Genomic DNA, 17304 nt, shown 5'->3' with positions numbered 1-17304 from the left:
TGGCCGCTTTTAGCGGCCATTTTTTATCCTGGATCGTTTTCATCGCTAATGGTCGTGAGAGCGTGAACGAAGGCGGGAAAAGTAATTGACCGCTTGATCCGGATGGTCAGTAAAAAGACCATCTACTTGCAGCTGGTAAGCGGCAAAATGTAAAAACTGGTTAAAGCTCTCAAATTCCTCCGGCAGTTTTTTCGGGTCGGCACGGAAGGTATAGGGGTGTACCTGTAGCTGTCTGCGATGCGCCCGACGCACAACATTATTCGCACGTGGCCGACCGTCTTGAACCTCCATCAACATCGGATACCAGGGGCCGATCCCATCTGCATAGGTGGAAATTTTACTCAACCCACCCTGCTCCAGCATCCAATCGTAATCATAATTTTGGATAGTGCCGTCATGTTCAATTAACTTCTCTCCCCAGCTTGTTTCAGCAATCAGCTGTACCAGGGATAGGTCTATACCGAGAGCAGGCATTAGCTCAAACCTAATCCGCTGTAACTCCTCGGCATCAAAGCATTGTAGGAATACTTTCTGTTGTCTGTCGGTATAACCGTACTTTTTAAGAACATTCAGTGCAATTGTGGCAATATCCTTGCCTTCCCAGTGATGGAAGTAGGGCTTTTTGATTTCCGGATAGATGCCGATGTTGTAGCCCAGAGAAGTATTCAGCCCCTGTATCAATTCGATTTCCTCTTCGAACGTAGAGAGCTGAAAATTGGACTTCCATAGAGGAAATCGATGCGGGTATTTTGCTTGCAGGCCATCATCCCCCATGACGAAAGCTTCACTAACCTTGAGCTTTTTTAGTTCCTCCAGAGTGAAGTCTATAGTGTAATAATGACCGTCTTCGCGGGTGCGACCGGGAAATACTTCAGCAACGTTGGTAGTACTATCCAAGTATATATCGTGCATTACAATCAAACGATTGTCTTTGCTGAGCACTAGGTCCTGCTCAATATAATCCGGCCGCATTCCATAAGCTAATGCTTTAGCTTCCAATGTGTGCTCGGGCAAGTATGCCGATGCACCGCGATGCGCGATTACCAGAGTATCCTTGGCACTATTTCTGCTACTTTCGGCGCAAGTCAAGCTTGCCATAACAGAGCAAGTAATCAGTAAAAGAGACAGAATTTTTTTGAACATTAGAAAGCCACCCCATATTGATGAATGGGATTTTTTAGCAAAATAATATGACAGAGAAATATCAGAAAAGGTGCACATTGAAAATTTGTGATTTTCCACACAGTTACTAAAAAGAGGGAAGGAAAGAATACACTGCACTCGAGACCTTATGAGGCATGTATGCCGATTACGAGCTTACAGGGATGTATTCACAGCGAGTCTCGAGTGCAGTGTATTCTTTCCTTCTGACCCAGTAGTAGCACGTGTTGGTTGTAGCCTCAGGAAATGCAACCAGATAGTTTTTGATTTGCTACCTGGTTGCAAGAGCTGTTAAATTTTGCGGCGGCCAAGTGCTTACACCGTTGCTTCCCGTGACCAGAGATACTCAGAAAACTGTTGCCGCAGGTCCTTCTTGCTGATTTTTCCTGTGGCTGTGTGTGGCAATTCACCTGTTATTACACAGTCGTCTGGAATCCACCACTTGGCGAACTGCCCCTGGAAGGCTCTGAGGACTTTCTCAGGTTCCAGCTCGGCATCTGCTTCAGGGACGACAATTAATAGCGGGCGTTCCGCCCACTTTTCATGGGCCACGCCGATCACTGCCGCCTCTGCAACGCCATCCAGGGTCATTGCGAAGTTTTCCAGTTCGATGGATGAAATCCACTCACCACCGGTTTTAATAACATCTTTGGTTCTATCGGTGATGGTAAGGTAACCAAGTGGATCAATAGTGGCTACATCACCGGTGTCAAACCAGCCATCAACAGTGAGGGCAGATTCCGAGGATTTGTAATACCTTTCGCAAATCCAGGGACCGCGTACCTGCAGGGCACCAAAGGCTGTACCGTCGTGGGGCAGGGGGCTCCCCAACGGGTCAACAATACGCATCTCTACGCCGAATCCCGCGCGGCCTTGTTTGAGGCGTAATTGTTTTGCTTGTTTTGCGGGGATCGTGGATTCCACTCGGGCATTGTATGTACCGAGGGGGCTCATCTCGGTCATGCCCCAGACATGGTGAGTGTAGACACCATGCTTCTGCTCGAACTCCTCCATAATGCTCCAGGGGCAGGCGGAACCGCCGACTACAACCCGGTTGAGGCTGGGAATAGTTTCATTGTGCTCGCGTAAATACTTAAGTAGCGCCAGCCACACAGTGGGAACACCTGCTGCGATAGTTACAGTCTCCTGTCGCATCAGTCTGCTCAGTGTTTCCCCGCAGCCCATTTTGGGACCGGGTAGAACCAGCTTGGCCCCCACAGTTGGTGCAGCATAGGGAATAGACCAGGCGTTGACATGAAACATGGGAACGACGGGAAGAATGGCTTCATTACGATGGATAGCCATAACATTTGGCATTAGCACGCCGTAAGTATGCAATGTCATTGCTCGGTGTGAGTAGAGCACACCTTTTGGGTTGCCGGTGGTGCCGGATGTATAGCAGAGTGCTGCCGCAGTATTTTCATCTAAGTCCGGCCACATAAAATGTCCGGATTCATTAGCTAGCAACTCCTCATAGCAAAAACAATTGGATAATGTGCTTTCGGGCATATGCGCTTTATCTGTTAGAACGACAATACCTTCTATCTTTGTGAGCTTATTCGCCATTGTCTCGACTAGTGGCACAAACGTGGCGTCGATAAAAAGCCATCGGTCTTCGGCGTGCTCAATGATGTAGTGAATCTGCTCAGGAAACAGTCGAGGATTGATCGTGTGGCAAACTAAGCCGCTGCAGGAAGTCGCATAGTAAAGCTCAAAATGACGGTGATCATTCCAGGCCAGGGTGCCAACACGATCACCGCTTTTAGCCCCGAGTCGGGCCAAGACCTGAGCGAGCTGGGCAGAGCGTTCAAATGCCTGCTGATAAGTATAACGGTGCTGGGGGTTATCCAGAGTAACTGAAACAATTTCACTACCTGGCGCATTGTTCAAAGTGTGGCGTATGATCCCGGTGAGGGTTAGTTGAGACTGCATCATCATACCGTTCACTGTCGACTCCTATTATTATGTTTATTGTCTTAAATGGAAAATCAGACCAGTTGCAGTATTTTGGCTTTGGTGGGTTGTGACCACTCAACCGTGCTTACCTTGATATTTGAACTAATACCAAATTTTTTTTGAAATAGGCGTATCCAATAGACGAATCCATCTCCCGCAACGGGAAAAAGCACTTAGGTGCAAAGAATTTATGATGTATTAGTGATCAAATAAAATTATTTCACTATTTTAATCCACTCACCAGGCTTGGGTTCACCGCGAGGGTAGTATCCATTGAGAAGACGCAACTGCTCTTCGGCATAGTCACCGATTTCCATATGCTTGGCCAGGGAGGAAAAGGTGGTTTTGTCATTTGCCTTTACATAGCGCAGCCGGCGAATGTCCTTTTCCACAATGTCGGTTTTACGTAGGGGGCGAAAACTGCGAATACTGGTCAGGAATAGGGTATCGTATTCTTCCAGGGACTCCTTGCCCTGGGCACTAGTATTCATCACTTTCCCTTCGAGCATAAATTGACGGCTGCCATAATAAATAACTGCAACCCTGTCGGGATCTGTGGCCTCTTTCTCCAGGTTGGGAAATTTAGCCGTGTGTCCCTCCAGCCGATATTGCTCCAGTTTTTCGCTCTGGTCCAGCTTGCGTATATCATACTCCTCTCGCAACGTCATATCTGCAGGTTGGTTACCATTGCGCTTGGCTACTTTGATGGTAATGGTTGCGGTATTGTCTGGGGCCGTACCTACAATAGAGGAACGTTCATTGACCACTATCCAACCATCTGGGAAGAGAAGGGAAAAACCCAGGCGTTTGTGGTTAAAGCGATTCTTATTGGACTGTCTGGAGTTGTCTCCATATACCAAGCCATCGGTTTTCTCTCGATAATAGGCTACCTTGGTGGCTTTATTTTCTTCTGGCAGGGTTCCTGCCGCCTTGACCACTTCTTGCAAACGGATATCGTTACGGGGGTGTGTAGAGAACACTCCATGGTAGGTTTGTGGTTTCTTGCCCTCAATTCGAGCGCGTCTTCTTGCAAAGGTTTCCTGGTCCTTTAATAGTCCGATCACATTTATCATTGCCTCAGGATCATAGCCGGCATTAAACATATATTGGGCACCAAAGCGGTCTGCTTCCAGTTCCATGTCCCGCCCATAACCCTTTACTGCTGCAGTGCTCCACAGATTGGCGACATCGCCGACCACGCCGCTGCCGGTTACCAGCACGGATAGAACTGATGCCACATTGGCACCGGTGGCTGCAGTTTTTTGTCGAACGGCATGACGGGCGGTGATATGGCCGATCTCGTGAGCGAGCACAGCTGCCATCTCTGCCTCAGAGTGTAGGTATGTGAGCAGGCCGCGATTGATATAAACATAGCCGCCGGGTAAGGCAAAGGCGTTTATATCCTGGCTATCGATAATAGTGAAATGGTATTTGATATCAGGGCGGTCGCTGGCTTTAGCTATTTTTTGTCCTACATGTTTCACATAGGCAGTGAGGATGGGGTCTTGGTAAATCGGGGTGCTCTCTATCAACTGCTCGTGCATTTCCTTGCCAATAGAGATCTCCTTGTCTTCCGACATTAGTACTAAGTCTGGACTTTTGGTCGCAGGATTAAAGGCACACCCCGCAGATATTGCCAGCAGAGTACTAGTGATCCATCGATTGAAGAATTTCATTACCTCTGGCCTCCCTGCCTACTTATTGTTTATGAACTCGTACCACCGGTTGGAATCAAAAATTGCTGCAATTGAGCGGCCATGCCTTTACAAGCATTATTTTGTACCCTGGCGATCAGGGGGATTGGAATGACAATCGCGGGCATATAGGAGGTGCCTTTGGCATCTGCACTTAGCTTGCCTGACAACTCCCGGTCGCGAAAGTCCCACACAGAGGCTTCATAGTCGGATTCTTTATCCCAGGTACCAAACCCAAAGCAGCCGGCACCACCGGTACTGATGGTGCAGCTAATGGAACCGGCACTGGCCGTTGTCTCTGTTGATCCGTCGATCCACACTATGTATTTCACTCCATAGGCTTCCATGCGCTCTCGCACGCCTTCGTTTTCCATTAGGCGATCCAGCGAGCGCACGTGCATTGGGGCTGTACGAGGCTCAAACCAGGGGTACATGATATCGACAAACTCTTCTTCTGGAATGATGTTGACCCCCATTTCCGGATTGTGCAGTTCTCGACCAACACAAGCAATTAGGTCAGGCTCTGTTTCATAGTCGCTCGAGTGGCGGCGACCGAGAATTACCACAGAATCACCTGCGGCAAGTTCTCCATCGCTACGTCTGTACTCATCAATTACTACGGTGGTACAGCCGCTCATGAAAATCAGGGCTGAAACAATTAATATCTTGAACACGATAAATCCCTCTATTCAGCCTTTCTTGACTTTACTTTAAACTCCTGCAGCGAAGCGGATCTGAGTTTTCCGGAGAGAAAAGCCTGTAATTCAGGTACTTTTTCAAAACCGGTATACAAAGTGGCTCCGGCATCACGTAGAGCAATATTGATTGCCTGGGTCAGGGCCTGTTCTTGGGATTGAAGGAAAGCGGTAGGGGTTTTCCCGTACGCGGTAATTACCCAGCTGGCAACCTGTTCTCCCTTGGGATCGTAAGCATTCATGTCATATTTGATCCACACTTCGAAAATATTAACTCGAGTTTCCCTCGGCATGGTAAATTGCAGTTCTCTTACTTCGGGAATAATAACCAGTTCGACATTGTCCGGTAAATTTTCAGGGTATTGCACGAGTGAAACTGTGTTGGTAAACATGGAACCCAGCACTGTCTCAAACAGGTTCTTCTGCGCGCGGCCAGTATTTATCTTCCATTCTTCACGGTCCTCACTGTCCTCCTCGTAGGTGTAATTCCTGAAGTCATCGCTCAGGTAAATGCCCACTGAAAGAGGTAGTTGTTCACCTACGGGGGAGGGATATTTGCCCTCCACCTGCACCGTGTGGGAGCAGGCCGCCAGCAGCAGGGCGGTAAAACTAACTGCTGCTAAGTGGTAAAGTGAAGCCCATTTTATCCAGTACTTCATATATTGCTCCTGATCTCAATCGGCTAGCGAAAATCGTTGAGTCCCACAAAAGTGCCACCGTTACGATAGGTGAGTTCCCGCATAAGGGCTGCAAAGCGAAGGCCAGTTGTTTGCAGGTGAGGTGGGCGAGAAAACTGAATTGGGAACCCCACCGCGTGAATACGAATATTGCGTTTTCCTTCACCGTGCTTGGCATTGACCCGATCAACTGCCAACATTACATTGCGAATCGATTTTCCGGTGAATTCGTCACCCAAGACATAAATGCTAATTTTTTTGTCGGGATCGTAAAAACTACGTACCGCTTTTTGAATTCCCTCTACCGGACTTGAATTACTAAACGGGTTCCAGGTTTTGAGACGCTTGAGTATGGCTTGGCGACGGCCGGGAGTATCCGGTATCCATTTGTTTCGGTAATTGAAAAACATATAGTCGCCCATATCATTCATTACCTGGATACCTTTAACATTCGGGTATAGATCTAGAGTGTTGACCATTTCGGCCATCATGCGATCCCAGCCGTAATTAAACATACTGCCGGAGGTGTCGATAATAAAAAGGATGTACTCACTATCAACCGGAATACCGCCAATTACGTTGTTTTTTCTTTGATAGTTTTCCCCTAGTAATCGGCGCATTTCCTCAGTCATGCTTTGTAGAGCAACAGTCAGCTCGCCCTTCAGTTTGCCCTCTTCGCTCTGCCCTTCGGTTTTACTGGCATAAACTGCTTGCAAGGCTTCCAGTTCACCACGCAGGTTGGCAATTCGCTTTTTTTCAATATCAATTTGTTCGCGCTTCGAATTGAGGTCACGGTTTAGAATAGTGGTCTCACCACGGATTTCTGCTAATTGCTGCTGCAGCTCAATGACTTGTGCCTCCATGTCCACCTCTGATTCTTCCAGGACAATTGGCTCGGCAGTTTTGGCAATCATCAATAACAATACGATGGCGCCAAAGCCACAACAGATTACGTCGAGAAAGGAAATACTAAATTCCTCTTGTCGCCTTTTCTTTTGTGAACCCATCATGGCCAATCCCTCGATGGCGCCAGGAAAGAGCCTTGGGTTTGCATGGCGAGTTTCCAGAATTCGCTTGCAGCAAATGGATCGCCTTCCATGGGGGTAAGGATGACATTCACGGGGATATTTTTGGGAAGCACTTTAACCGCACGCTTGAAGAGGCTGCGTCTGTCCCTGCCGGAGATAGTGGTACCCCTGGGCGGTTTCATACCCTGGGTGGGCAACCCATCAGTGATCAGGATAATGTTATCCGGTAATGGAGTCATGGCATGAATCGCGTTAAATACCCTTTCCAGACTGGTGCCTTTTTCTGGCACTACTTCATCCAGTCCCTTGATAGCCTGGTCCAACTGATCTCGGTCATCAACATTGAGCCAGCGATCCTCTGTACCGGTAATTACGGCGTGAAAAGATGTATTAAAAGTATAGATCTGGTATTGGCTATCTGGTGGTAGTTGTGCGGTGAGCCAGGAAACGGTGTTGATAGCCCTGCGCCATTTTTCCGTCTGGCGTTTTATCCTTGAAGACATATTTCGGGCGCGTATGATTTTGATTAATTCATCTCCAAGCATTGAGGCGGAGGAATCCAATAAGATTAAAATTCGATTTCCTCCCAGGCGAAGTCCCGTCAGGTATTGACGATCACCATCACCAACATATTTACGTACGTTATTTCCAAGCTTTTTATTCTCTTCCTCCAGATTTTTTTTGGCCTGCTCCAGTTTTTTCAGCTTATCTTGTAGCCTCTTTATATCCTCATGCTCGTCGACACTATCAACTTCGGCGATATTGCCCTTTACTTCCTTAATTTGCTCCAGTATACGGCGGGCAAGTCCCTGAGCCTCGACCAACTCATCGCTGACGACGTCCAAAGTGTTACGTGCCTGCACCAAGTGGTCCCGACCGAACTCGACTTCCTCTTGTAGCAGGTTTACTTCGGCACTTAAATCCTCGGTTTCCACCTCAATCTCATGGTCGGAGCCATGTTTGATTATTAAAAAAATTAGTGCAACTGCGCCAAAGCCACAGGACATAATATCGAGGAAAGATAAACTAAAGGTGGAAAAACGGCGCTGTTTACGTCTCATAGCGCTCCACACTGATCGCAGTAATTACATCATTTTGGTTAGCAATCCCAATTTTGTCTCCGGCTTTGAGATTAACCGGCGTGGCTATCTTCTTACCATTCAGCATCATGTGAATACCTGCGTCCACCCGAAGGGCCAACCGACCAGCGTGATTGGTGACCGTAGCAGCAGGATGTTCAGGAGGTGTAGGCGTCACCTGTAATTTGTCTTCATGCCAGAAGACAAATAGGGGTTGATAGGCGGCAAGCGCCCGGTGGCCAAACAATAGGTGAGTTGCTACGGCTTCCGATGGGGCGTCTAATTGTACGGTGATTTCACTTTCCGGTATGGCGCTGATGCTGTTGATCAGACGTAGTGTTGTGTCTTGACTACGCAGTTCCTGCCAGCGATTTTTGATGGATTTTGCGATACAGTCACGGGAAAGGAGGTACATTCGCTGTGCGAGTTGCCCCCCACCTGGAATTTCTGCCCAGCGATGAGAAATAAAAATCACGCTATTAGTGTCCGTGAGATTTTCAACCATTGCCCGTACGCGAGAAAGAATTGGTGCGGTGGCATCCTGTAACTGACGCAAGGTGATTTTTGCAGTGCGATCATCCAATTCTGCAAGTACCTCGCCTTGACGCATGGCACGACTCACCCACTGAGGCATCAAATCATACAATTGTTGCTCGGACTCGGCAGAATGAAGCGGATCAAATCGGCATTGCATGATAAAGGCATCAGTAAAAACTCGGGCCCAAGCCTCATGAAAGTGATGTAGACCTGCATCGGCAACAGTTTCCGCAGATCTGATAGTTGCTTGCTCGGCTACATCAATGCGAGAAACCAGGGTTTGGTGCAGCTGCAATTCCACATGCAGTTGCATACCAGGAGGTGCGACATCTCCAATACTTGTGATGGCGGAGTCAACCAGCCCGACAATATTAATCCCACTTTCATTAATAACGCCGAGTAACAGTGCCAGTTGTTCACGAGTGAAATTTCCAGGCACCGCGAGTACCAACTCTTCAGGCACATCGCAATGTTCAGAGATTTCCTGCAGGTGGCAATACGCTAGATCAGCGTGATGGCGACAGCGCTCGTTTTCTGACTTTAGTGATTCCAAGCTGAGTCTACGCCAAAACTGATTATTTACTTGGGTGGGGTGATTACGCGCGCGCATTTGTGCGGCGGTGCCTATGTAGATCTGTCTCGGTTCGATGACTGCAACACCAGGACTTTCCAGAATCTCGTTAGTATCAACAAATACCCTTAAACCACTGTCATTGATTTCAAGGACACCTTGTCCCATGGTTTCTTCCTCATGGCTAAAAGCCACTATGTTGACTTTTACTGGCAGTTAGCTGATTTTCAAAAATCGAAGCAAGCGATTGTCACAGTAATTTTGTGTGTCCAATACCAACCTTTCCTGCATTAATTGCAGTTGGTGGGTAAAAAACATAATGACGATACTGATAACCAGCGCTATAAAGGTGGAGTTAAAAGCTACGCCCAGGCTTACAGTAACTCCGGCAATATCCCCTTCGACGGCCTTATGAGCCTGAGCGAGCGCCTCACCAATACCACGTACGGTGCCGATAAAGCCGATGGAAGGGATGGCCCAGGTGATGTAACGAACCATTGCCAACTCTGAATCGAGACGATCTCCCTCTGTTTCACAGACCTCTTTTACAGAGTTGGAAACTGCAGCGACATTTCGAGTAGAACCAAAGCGTTGAAGCGCGGTGAGCAGGGCTCGGGGAACCAGAAAGCTGCGCTCCTCCTCGGGGAGCGCCTGTATTGGCCGAGACAGGTCGCGGCTGTCCTCTGGCAGTATTGATGTGCCCTCACTGATGTTGAGCAAGGCTTTGTCGAGTAATTTCCTCTCACGGATACTGCGCTGTGCTTTGAGCCCCATTATTGCCATGGCCCAGAGCATTAATACAAAGCAGGCTTCCTGCTCATAATCTCGCATCACAATGTAGATGGAGCGCTGCTGTATATAGGTTTCCCCAGCAGCTTCTCGAGCCAGTTGCTCCTCAATAAGAGCATCAGCGTTAGGGCGAATAATAGCCACATAAATGGCATGAACCAGGATAATCGAACCAAGCAGTGCAAAAATCTGGAATATGAAATCTGTTGATTTGAATTTCATGATGTTGCTCTTGGGAAATTGTCTCTATATGTCCACGGGATAGGAAACCGATAGATCCTCAGAGATTTCCTCTGAGGCTTTATAATCGTCGGAATTACTTTTGTTATTTTTGTTTTTTTTTCCGTCAGTTTTTTTCTGTGCAATCTGGGGAACAGGTTCCTTTTTCGTATCCAGATCTTCCTGGGCAAGCGGGACTGAAGAGAATAAAAGGATGAAAATTAAAGTAATTCTGTACATGAGGCTTTCCTAATTTATCCAGCGAGCAATTCTGAAGCCGATATCGTTACGTGGTGCTTCACCGTAATCGCGGTAAGATAAACGCAATTCTGTCAATCCCGAGTGGCGCCAACTGGAGCCGCGAATAACATGGTAGTCACCATCCTGCGGCCCTACCGGGTTTTCTTCCATACGTGATGAGAGGCCAGTGCCAATGGTGTAGAGATCGTGTATCCACTCGGATACATTGCCACCAAGGTCGTAAATGCCCAGCGGATTGGGCTTATAGCTAGCTACAGGAGCGGTTGCGGCGTAGCGGTCGTTATAGGTGCGCAGCACAGTCGATATCAGTTTGGCTGCATGGTTATCGGCGTAATTTCCTGAATTGCTGCCGATTGGCAGCTCATTTCCCCAGGGATACTTGCGCATGGAACCCCGGTCATAGCGAGCCAGCCACGCCCACTCAGCTTCAGTTGGCAGACGATAACCATTTGCTGCAGAGTCAAACCCAACTATGCGCCCACGCTCGATCAAATATACCGGGTTCAGGCCGTCTTGTTGACTTAGCCAGTTGCAGAAGAGAGCGGCATCTGCCCAGCTTATGTTGACTACGGGTAAATTGTCGTTATCCAGGCTAACTCCGTTAACATGGCTCGAGGTATGCGCGCGCTGAAATCTGCGATATTCCCGATTGGTGACTTCAGTGGTGCCAATATAAAAAGGTCGGGTAAGGGAGACCTGTCGCATTACCTCATTGGCGCGCCGCCCCTGCTCACGACGGGATGAGCCCATGGTGAATACTGCGTTGGGGCGCATTAATTTCATTGTGCCGCCGGCGCCGTGGCGCAGTTCAGAGGGAATTTGTTTCCACCGTGCCTGTTCACTGGTCAGTAATACCGCACGCACGGTTTGCTCTAACTTGGCGCTGGGAATTACGCGGGTATCGAATGACTCATACCCCCGTTTGCGTACTTCGATGCGGTGACCTCTTGCGGGTAAATTAAATGTTTGTCCGCTATTACCGGCGAACTGTCCATCAATATAGACCTCAGCATCGGTTGGCACGCTAATAACACGTACCCTACCGTATACGGCATTAAGATTGATGTTGAGGTCGCGCTGCATGCCGGCTGCGAGATCAACGGTATGTTCAACAGAGGCATAACCATCTTTAAAAAACTGTAACCGATGAATTTCTCCCGATGTGAGTTCTAGCTCGAGAGGAGTGTGGCCGCGAAATTCTCCATCAACGGTTACTCCCGCGCCTTCTGGAATTGTGACGACTCGCAATAATCCATCTGCGGGACCTAGGTTTACGGTAGCCAGGGTTTGGTCTACACCGGCGGTAACGGCTACAGAAACATCAGTAGTCTTGTGGTCCAGAAGAGAGAGAGAGATGACCCTGTCTCCCTGAATCAACTCGGTGTTGAGTGGTGTGGTACCGAGGACCTCACCATTAACCGTCACGGTGGCGCCTGGAGGATTACTATTGATTCGTATATTAGCCCAAGCAGGGCGAAGCTTGGCTTGGAGACGATGGATATTATCTAGCCCTTCAATATTAATTTCCCGGGTAAAAGGTAGGTACCTGTCTGATAGAATCGTAATTCTTCGAGGTCCGGCGGAAATATTTTCTACCAGACCGTTTTTATTTGGCACTTCACTGCCATTGATGAGAATTTTTACTGGTACTGGCGGATCTGTCTCCACTTGTAAGTGGCCCGGTAGTTTTTCGAGGGTGACTGAGTGGCGGCTATGGCCATCATTACTCACTTCCACTGCCCCACTTTTGGACAGATAGCCTTCCGCTTTGATGGTGTATTTATAGCTACCTGGTAATACGAGGTGCCCCTCTCCTAGGGGAATGGCAAATCCACTGATAGTGACTTTTGCATCGATGGGTTGAGTATCAAAGATCAGGGAGCGGGCGATAATCAGGTAGAGCAATGCCAGTAGGCTCAATAGCAGGCAGGCCGCGATAACCAGCGAACGTCTTGAGAAAAATAAACGGACACGGGTATTCTTCAACTGTACAGGGGTAAAACCTATAGGTTCGATGAGTGGGGAATCATCGGCCCCTCGATTTTCATCACGGACAGGCACTGCCTCTTTTACTGTCATTTATGCTTCCCTGTTGCTGCATCATTATGGAGTTATCGCAATGACTTCGGTGCCGCTGGGTCAGTCCTATATTGAACCGGACTGGTACTACTGGGTCAGAAGGAAAGAATACACTGCGCTCGGGACTGGCTGTGAATACATCCCTGTAAGCTCGTAATCGGCATCCATGCCTCATACGGTCCCGAGCGCAGTGTATTCTTTCTTTCCCCCTTTTTAGTAAATCTATAAAGCTGGAGTGGTGTGTGCAACAAAGCTTAGCTCGCCGGCGAAAAGGCTATGGTCCACGGAGAGCCGTTTGTCACAGAACACTACTTATCCTGAGGTTGAGTCAGGTGATTCTATTCAGGTATGGCCCCACTGCGAAAACTCTTTTTTAGAGTTTTGGAGACGGTAGAGGTTCTTTGAATTAGCTGTTATTAACGCCGTTTATTTTCTCTGCACACTGGATCACAACCTCGGGGATGGCTTTTCCTGGCTTTACGATGAAATCTCGGCGTACATCCCGGTAGCCCTCCCGTGTGCCAACGACTGTGTAGCGGCCGGGCTTTAAGGCAATTTCTCGCTTATCGAAATTACCCAATCGTCCGACATGGTAGATAGTGACACTGGTACTACGGTCAGACTTGAAGCGTACGGGAAGAGGGATCAAAGCCTGGGTGAGGGCATTCTCCAAGTCTTCGATTTGCTGCGCCAAGCGCGGTGATTGAGTATTGAGTTTCCGCGCATCGGCCAGAACCTTTCTGGCAAAGTGGTTGCGTTTACCTTCGCCCAGAGTCAATGGGTCCTTGAGCAGGTCTTGTATCTGATCATCAAGCTGTGCTCTGGCCGTAGCGCGGGCTTTTCCTGTTACTGCGGCAACTAAACTGGCATCTTTTTTCACCAAAGTAGTATAGCTGTGTAGGGCATCGTGCCAGTCCTCCTTTTTTTCCTGTTTCCGAGCCAAGCTAAGAAGTTCGTCAATCTTGGCCCGCTCAGCGCCATTGACGGCTTGTTTCAAACCAATGCCAGGAGCTTTGGCACCTGGTTTTAGCTTCTTTGCTTGATTGAAGTATTTTTTTGCAGACTCGAAATTTTTGTCCGCGATGGCGGCATACCCAGCTGACATGGCACTTTGGTAATCACGCGCTATGATTTCTTTTTCCACTTTGGCCAGCAAAGCTTTTGCCTGCATGGATTGTGGATCTATAGCGAGTGACTCTTTTAGGGCTTTTTTGGCAAGGTCGAGATCCGCTTTCAGGTAAGCGCCGTTTCCTTGGGTAAATTTCCACCAGGCAAGGGGAAGTTTGTCTGAGCGCTCCAGCCCCTTTTCGCCTCTGGGATGTTTTTCTGAGATAGTGAGAACCATTCCGTAGGCTGCTGCTGCAGAATCCCGTTCACCTTTTTCCAGTGCTCGGTTGCCTTCAGCGAGGTGTATTTCAATACGCTGTGGAATACCGTCACGCAAGTTTTCCAGTGCCTCCAGGGATTCTTCGTATTTCTCCAGCGCCTGCATAAAATGTCGCTTTCGATAGATATTGTCCGCTGCCAGTGCCAAATCTTCCGCAGCATAGAATTCCTCAAACGCCCACAACTCTACTTTTCGTTCCTTTAATTCCTCCTTAAGCGAGAGAATTTCCTGCAGAATGTTCTGGACATCCCTGCGTTGTTGCATAATTTCGGCATCGGTGTAAGGGGATGCCTGGATAATACTATCTGGATAATCATTTGTCGGCGTCACATCAGTTTGGGCTGAATGAATCAGGGGTTTATCCACCATCTGTGGCAGTCCCCAAAAGACGCCGATAAGACCACTCAACATAGCTAGGCCAACCATCACCGCCCCAAAAGGTTTTTCCTTTCTGGTTTTACCGGAGATGGCGCCTGTAGATTTTGAGGTACGAGCTTCCTCACCGCCAAAGGTGAACTCAGCGGGCTTAATTGGGGATATATCTTCCTTGGCGTTATTGCGGTGCTGCATAGTGATTCCGCCGTATTATTCAAGTACCCAGTGAAGATGTTGGGTGTTTTAACGTCAGGTTGGTAATTCGTACCTTAATAAGAACTCCATGTCCTATTAAATGCTGTTGTTAGATGAACCGGTCTCAGCTTCGTAGATTTCCTTTAGAATTTCGCGCCACTGTCGATACTGGTTTTCTACCGACCCCTTGAGGGTGACAGTGCGGTCCTCAAGCTCGACAATCTGTGGCTCGACCTCGGCTTCCATTGAATCACCGAGTTCTTGCAGGGCCTCCAAGTGCATTTTGGCATCTGCACGCCGATCAAAAGCACTTTTGATAAGGTAGCCACCTGCGCCAATACCAACTTGACCGGCGGCCTGTGCACTGCCACCGCCGGCTCCCGCAGCGGCGATACCGCCGATAATAGCGGCGGCTCCCATAATGGTGTGATTGCGAGCCTTACGCTTTAATTCGCGCATTTCCCGCACCTCTTCGTAACTACGCGCACGCCATTCCTGATAGGGAACCTCCATGGTTTTTGCAAATGTGCCGTAATATTCCTGAAGGGTGTCCACAAACAGGTAATCCCGTTCGCGGATTTTGCGCACTCTTATCAGCATAGGATCGTTTTCTGCAGGTAGGGCACTCAGGAAAAAGATGCCGTTCTCTGTTTGATGCAAGTATCGGTCAAAAGCTTCAGGGGAAAAGCTACGGGCAAAGCGCATCTCGGAGATGGTGCGAATTTCTACGATCTGCTGATTTGAGAGTGTTTGACGATATTCCAACATATCGTTGGCAACGCGGTTGTAGATACCCTGAAATGCATCCCCCTCGGTGGGGTGCTTGCGATCGTAGGCGTAGTGAGAGGCGTTTTCGGAATATTCCTTGGTAAACCAGCGCTGGCCACGGGAATCCGCAACAGTAATCTCAACAGTCAAGGTTTCACCATCCGACTGAATGATTCGACCTGAGACGGTTACGTCAATGTTGGTGCGAGTAGAGGGTATAACTCGTACGGCTCCCCAACCCAGGCTCGATTGCAAAGAGTCCGCCAGCGTTACCGCCATATAGCGTGATTCCGCTTGGCGCAATTCGGGAAAAACCAGGGTATCTTCGTCGACCTCGGCATTGTCCAGGCCAGGATTAAATTGGATAACACCTACATCCAGCAGTCGCTCTTCGGCAATATTTTTATCCTCTATGGTGAGGGGGGTAAATGCAGTGGTTCGCACTTCTGTAGTCGTGCAGCCGCTGAAAAATAGAGCAGCTATTGAACACAGTAATGAAACAACAAAACACGCTGACAGGGGACTGCCGTTGTAATTGATTCGGTTAGAAAATGACATACAGGCATCCTCTCTAACTACTTCGTCGATTTTTTATATTTTCGATACTCTTCCCAAAGTTTTTCCCGCAGCTCAGGGTCGCTCTCCCGTGTCGCCGCCTCGCGGATCTGCCGTGCCACGACGTCGTCGTCTGTACCATTGGGGATATCGGCCGGGACCACTGCCTGTGTGCCACTGTGGTTATAATCTCCTTGTCGCCCCTTGCTAGGTAGGCCGGGCCCGGTAACTTGGCCGCTGGAGTTATTTTGCTTTGGCCCCCCACCAGCAGGAGCGCTACTGCCGGGCGCTGCGGGAATTTCTGCTTCTGCAGATTCGATGAGGTCTTCGAGCGATTCCCCCTGAGGGGCCTCATCCATAGCTCCCTTGTCACCCTCGTCCGAGGTGGAACCAGGCCTGTTACGCACATAGTCCCTCTCCCGCAAGATCATACCGTCGTAACTCACCATGGTGGATTCAAACCGCCCCTCTAGTTCAGCAACACGTTCCGCAGCGGAAGTAGGGGATTCATTTGGCGCACTGCCTGCTCTTGCTGAGCTGGAGCCCGGTTGCCCGGTAGTGGGGGTGCTGGCACCGCTATTTGAAGAGGCAGGGTTGGAGGAATTACTGGAAGCGCTGCTACTGGATGAAGCGTTAGAAGCAGACGCTGTTTGTTCTTCTTCGGAAAAGTCCACCTCTTCCGGTGGGGTTCCTTCCTCACCAGACGAAGGGTCTTGCGGCATATTTGGGTTTTGTGGAGATTGTTCTGAATTACTGTATACCGGAGGAGAGGATGAACGGCTGCGGGAGTCCGCCTCTGGCATACTGTTGTCTGCCGAGCGCTCACGGGAAGACTGCTTCTGAGAACTGGAAGTGCCTTGAGTTTGTCGCTCAACCGTTGGCATGCTGGCACTGGGCTGGTTAGAAGAATTACTGCGAGGCTCACCGCTGCTATTACTGGCAGTTTGTGTCTGTGAGCTGCTGCTGGATGAAGAGCGGCTCTGGGATTGCGACTGCGATTGGGACTGAGAGCTGGAAGAGGGCATCGACGGCATTGCCGGGGGCTGGGATTGTGTCTGCTGGCTCTTACACCCGGCAACCGCTACGGCCAATAGGGCGACAGAGAACAGAGTATGCCAGCCAACACGCTGGCGGCGACCTTTCCGTACCGCTATCCGAGTTGCCATCTGTTTTCTCCTAAAGTACTTGGCAGTGTGCCCAGGCTGGCGAGCCGGTAAAAAATTACCGTGTTCTGCCACTCCGATCAGTGGGTGGTGTAGAACCTTAAAAATAGTTGTT

The 17304-nt window shown here is 49.1% G+C and carries 14 protein-coding genes; all 14 read right to left on the bottom strand.

The window, feature by feature from the left end; translation table 11 throughout:
* Positions 1-45: 45 nt before the first annotated feature.
* Positions 46-1143: a glycerophosphodiester phosphodiesterase gene (glpQ, locus tag ACCI49_RS09800; RefSeq protein WP_371838781.1), complete on the bottom strand. Its 1098-nt coding sequence runs from the start codon at positions 1141-1143 to the stop codon at positions 46-48.
* Positions 1144-1476: 333 nt separating this feature from the next.
* A complete protein-coding gene (locus ACCI49_RS09795) occupies positions 1477-3108 on the bottom strand; it encodes a long-chain-fatty-acid--CoA ligase (RefSeq protein WP_371838780.1) in 1632 nt (543 codons plus the stop codon).
* Between the two features lie 224 nt (positions 3109-3332).
* Positions 3333-4793, bottom strand: coding sequence for a M48 family metalloprotease (locus ACCI49_RS09790; RefSeq protein ID WP_371838779.1), 1461 nt, complete (start codon positions 4791-4793; stop codon positions 3333-3335).
* A gap of 29 nt (positions 4794-4822) precedes the next feature.
* Positions 4823-5485, bottom strand: coding sequence for a hypothetical protein (locus ACCI49_RS09785; RefSeq protein WP_371838778.1), 663 nt, complete (start codon positions 5483-5485; stop codon positions 4823-4825).
* An 11-nt stretch (positions 5486-5496) separates the two neighbouring features.
* Positions 5497-6165 carry a hypothetical protein gene (locus ACCI49_RS09780; protein WP_371838777.1) on the bottom strand — a complete coding sequence of 223 codons (669 nt, stop codon included), beginning with the start codon at positions 6163-6165 and terminating at the stop codon, positions 5497-5499.
* A gap of 23 nt (positions 6166-6188) precedes the next feature.
* Positions 6189-7193 (bottom strand): VWA domain-containing protein, encoded by a 1005-nt coding sequence (locus tag ACCI49_RS09775; RefSeq protein WP_371838776.1) that lies wholly within the window; start codon positions 7191-7193, stop codon positions 6189-6191.
* Positions 7190-8272 carry a VWA domain-containing protein gene (locus ACCI49_RS09770; RefSeq protein ID WP_371838775.1) on the bottom strand — a complete coding sequence of 361 codons (1083 nt, stop codon included), beginning with the start codon at positions 8270-8272 and terminating at the stop codon, positions 7190-7192. Before ACCI49_RS09770 ends, ACCI49_RS09775 begins: the two co-directional genes overlap by 4 nt.
* The gene (locus ACCI49_RS09765) at positions 8262-9566 is read right to left on the bottom strand and encodes a hypothetical protein (protein ID WP_371838774.1); all 1305 of its coding nucleotides are present in this window, start codon (positions 9564-9566) and stop codon (positions 8262-8264) included. The genes ACCI49_RS09770 and ACCI49_RS09765 overlap by 11 nt, the downstream gene beginning before the upstream one ends.
* A 48-nt stretch (positions 9567-9614) precedes the next feature.
* Positions 9615-10409 (bottom strand): MotA/TolQ/ExbB proton channel family protein, encoded by a 795-nt coding sequence (locus ACCI49_RS09760; protein ID WP_371838773.1) that lies wholly within the window; start codon positions 10407-10409, stop codon positions 9615-9617.
* A 24-nt stretch (positions 10410-10433) separates the two neighbouring features.
* Positions 10434-10646 carry a hypothetical protein gene (locus ACCI49_RS09755; RefSeq protein ID WP_371838772.1) on the bottom strand — a complete coding sequence of 71 codons (213 nt, stop codon included), beginning with the start codon at positions 10644-10646 and terminating at the stop codon, positions 10434-10436.
* A 9-nt stretch (positions 10647-10655) separates the two neighbouring features.
* On the bottom strand, positions 10656-12746 hold the full coding sequence (locus ACCI49_RS09750) for an SUMF1/EgtB/PvdO family nonheme iron enzyme (RefSeq protein ID WP_371838771.1): 2091 nt from the start codon (positions 12744-12746) through the stop codon (positions 10656-10658).
* Positions 12747-13152: 406 nt separating this feature from the next.
* Positions 13153-14703, bottom strand: coding sequence for a tetratricopeptide repeat protein (locus ACCI49_RS09745; RefSeq protein ID WP_371838770.1), 1551 nt, complete (start codon positions 14701-14703; stop codon positions 13153-13155).
* Positions 14704-14799: 96 nt separating this feature from the next.
* Positions 14800-16029, bottom strand: a complete 1230-nt coding sequence (locus ACCI49_RS09740; protein ID WP_371838769.1) for a hypothetical protein — start codon at positions 16027-16029, stop codon at positions 14800-14802.
* A 17-nt stretch (positions 16030-16046) separates the two neighbouring features.
* Positions 16047-17192 carry a hypothetical protein gene (locus tag ACCI49_RS09735; RefSeq protein WP_371838768.1) on the bottom strand — a complete coding sequence of 382 codons (1146 nt, stop codon included), beginning with the start codon at positions 17190-17192 and terminating at the stop codon, positions 16047-16049.
* Positions 17193-17304: the final 112 nt, after the last annotated feature.

Source organism: Microbulbifer epialgicus, from assembly GCF_041447265.1.
GTDB lineage: Bacteria > Pseudomonadota > Gammaproteobacteria > Pseudomonadales > Cellvibrionaceae > Microbulbifer > Microbulbifer epialgicus.
Note: the sequence above shows the minus strand (reverse complement) of the source record. Positions and strands in the feature narration are given on the sequence as shown.

Coding starts and splice junctions, on each gene's coding strand:
- glpQ (WP_371838781.1), bottom strand. CDS start 1,143: ATGTTCAAAAAAATTCTGTCTCTTTTACTGATTACTTGCTCTGTTATG.
- ACCI49_RS09790 (WP_371838779.1), bottom strand. CDS start 4,793: ATGAAATTCTTCAATCGATGGATCACTAGTACTCTGCTGGCAATATCT.
- ACCI49_RS09780 (WP_371838777.1), bottom strand. CDS start 6,165: ATGAAGTACTGGATAAAATGGGCTTCACTTTACCACTTAGCAGCAGTT.
- ACCI49_RS09775 (WP_371838776.1), bottom strand. CDS start 7,193: ATGATGGGTTCACAAAAGAAAAGGCGACAAGAGGAATTTAGTATTTCC.
- ACCI49_RS09770 (WP_371838775.1), bottom strand. CDS start 8,272: ATGAGACGTAAACAGCGCCGTTTTTCCACCTTTAGTTTATCTTTCCTC.
- ACCI49_RS09765 (WP_371838774.1), bottom strand. CDS start 9,566: ATGGGACAAGGTGTCCTTGAAATCAATGACAGTGGTTTAAGGGTATTT.
- ACCI49_RS09760 (WP_371838773.1), bottom strand. CDS start 10,409: ATGAAATTCAAATCAACAGATTTCATATTCCAGATTTTTGCACTGCTT.
- ACCI49_RS09755 (WP_371838772.1), bottom strand. CDS start 10,646: ATGTACAGAATTACTTTAATTTTCATCCTTTTATTCTCTTCAGTCCCG.
- ACCI49_RS09750 (WP_371838771.1), bottom strand. CDS start 12,746: ATGACAGTAAAAGAGGCAGTGCCTGTCCGTGATGAAAATCGAGGGGCC.
- ACCI49_RS09745 (WP_371838770.1), bottom strand. CDS start 14,703: ATGCAGCACCGCAATAACGCCAAGGAAGATATATCCCCAATTAAGCCC.
- ACCI49_RS09740 (WP_371838769.1), bottom strand. CDS start 16,029: ATGTCATTTTCTAACCGAATCAATTACAACGGCAGTCCCCTGTCAGCG.
- ACCI49_RS09735 (WP_371838768.1), bottom strand. CDS start 17,192: ATGGCAACTCGGATAGCGGTACGGAAAGGTCGCCGCCAGCGTGTTGGC.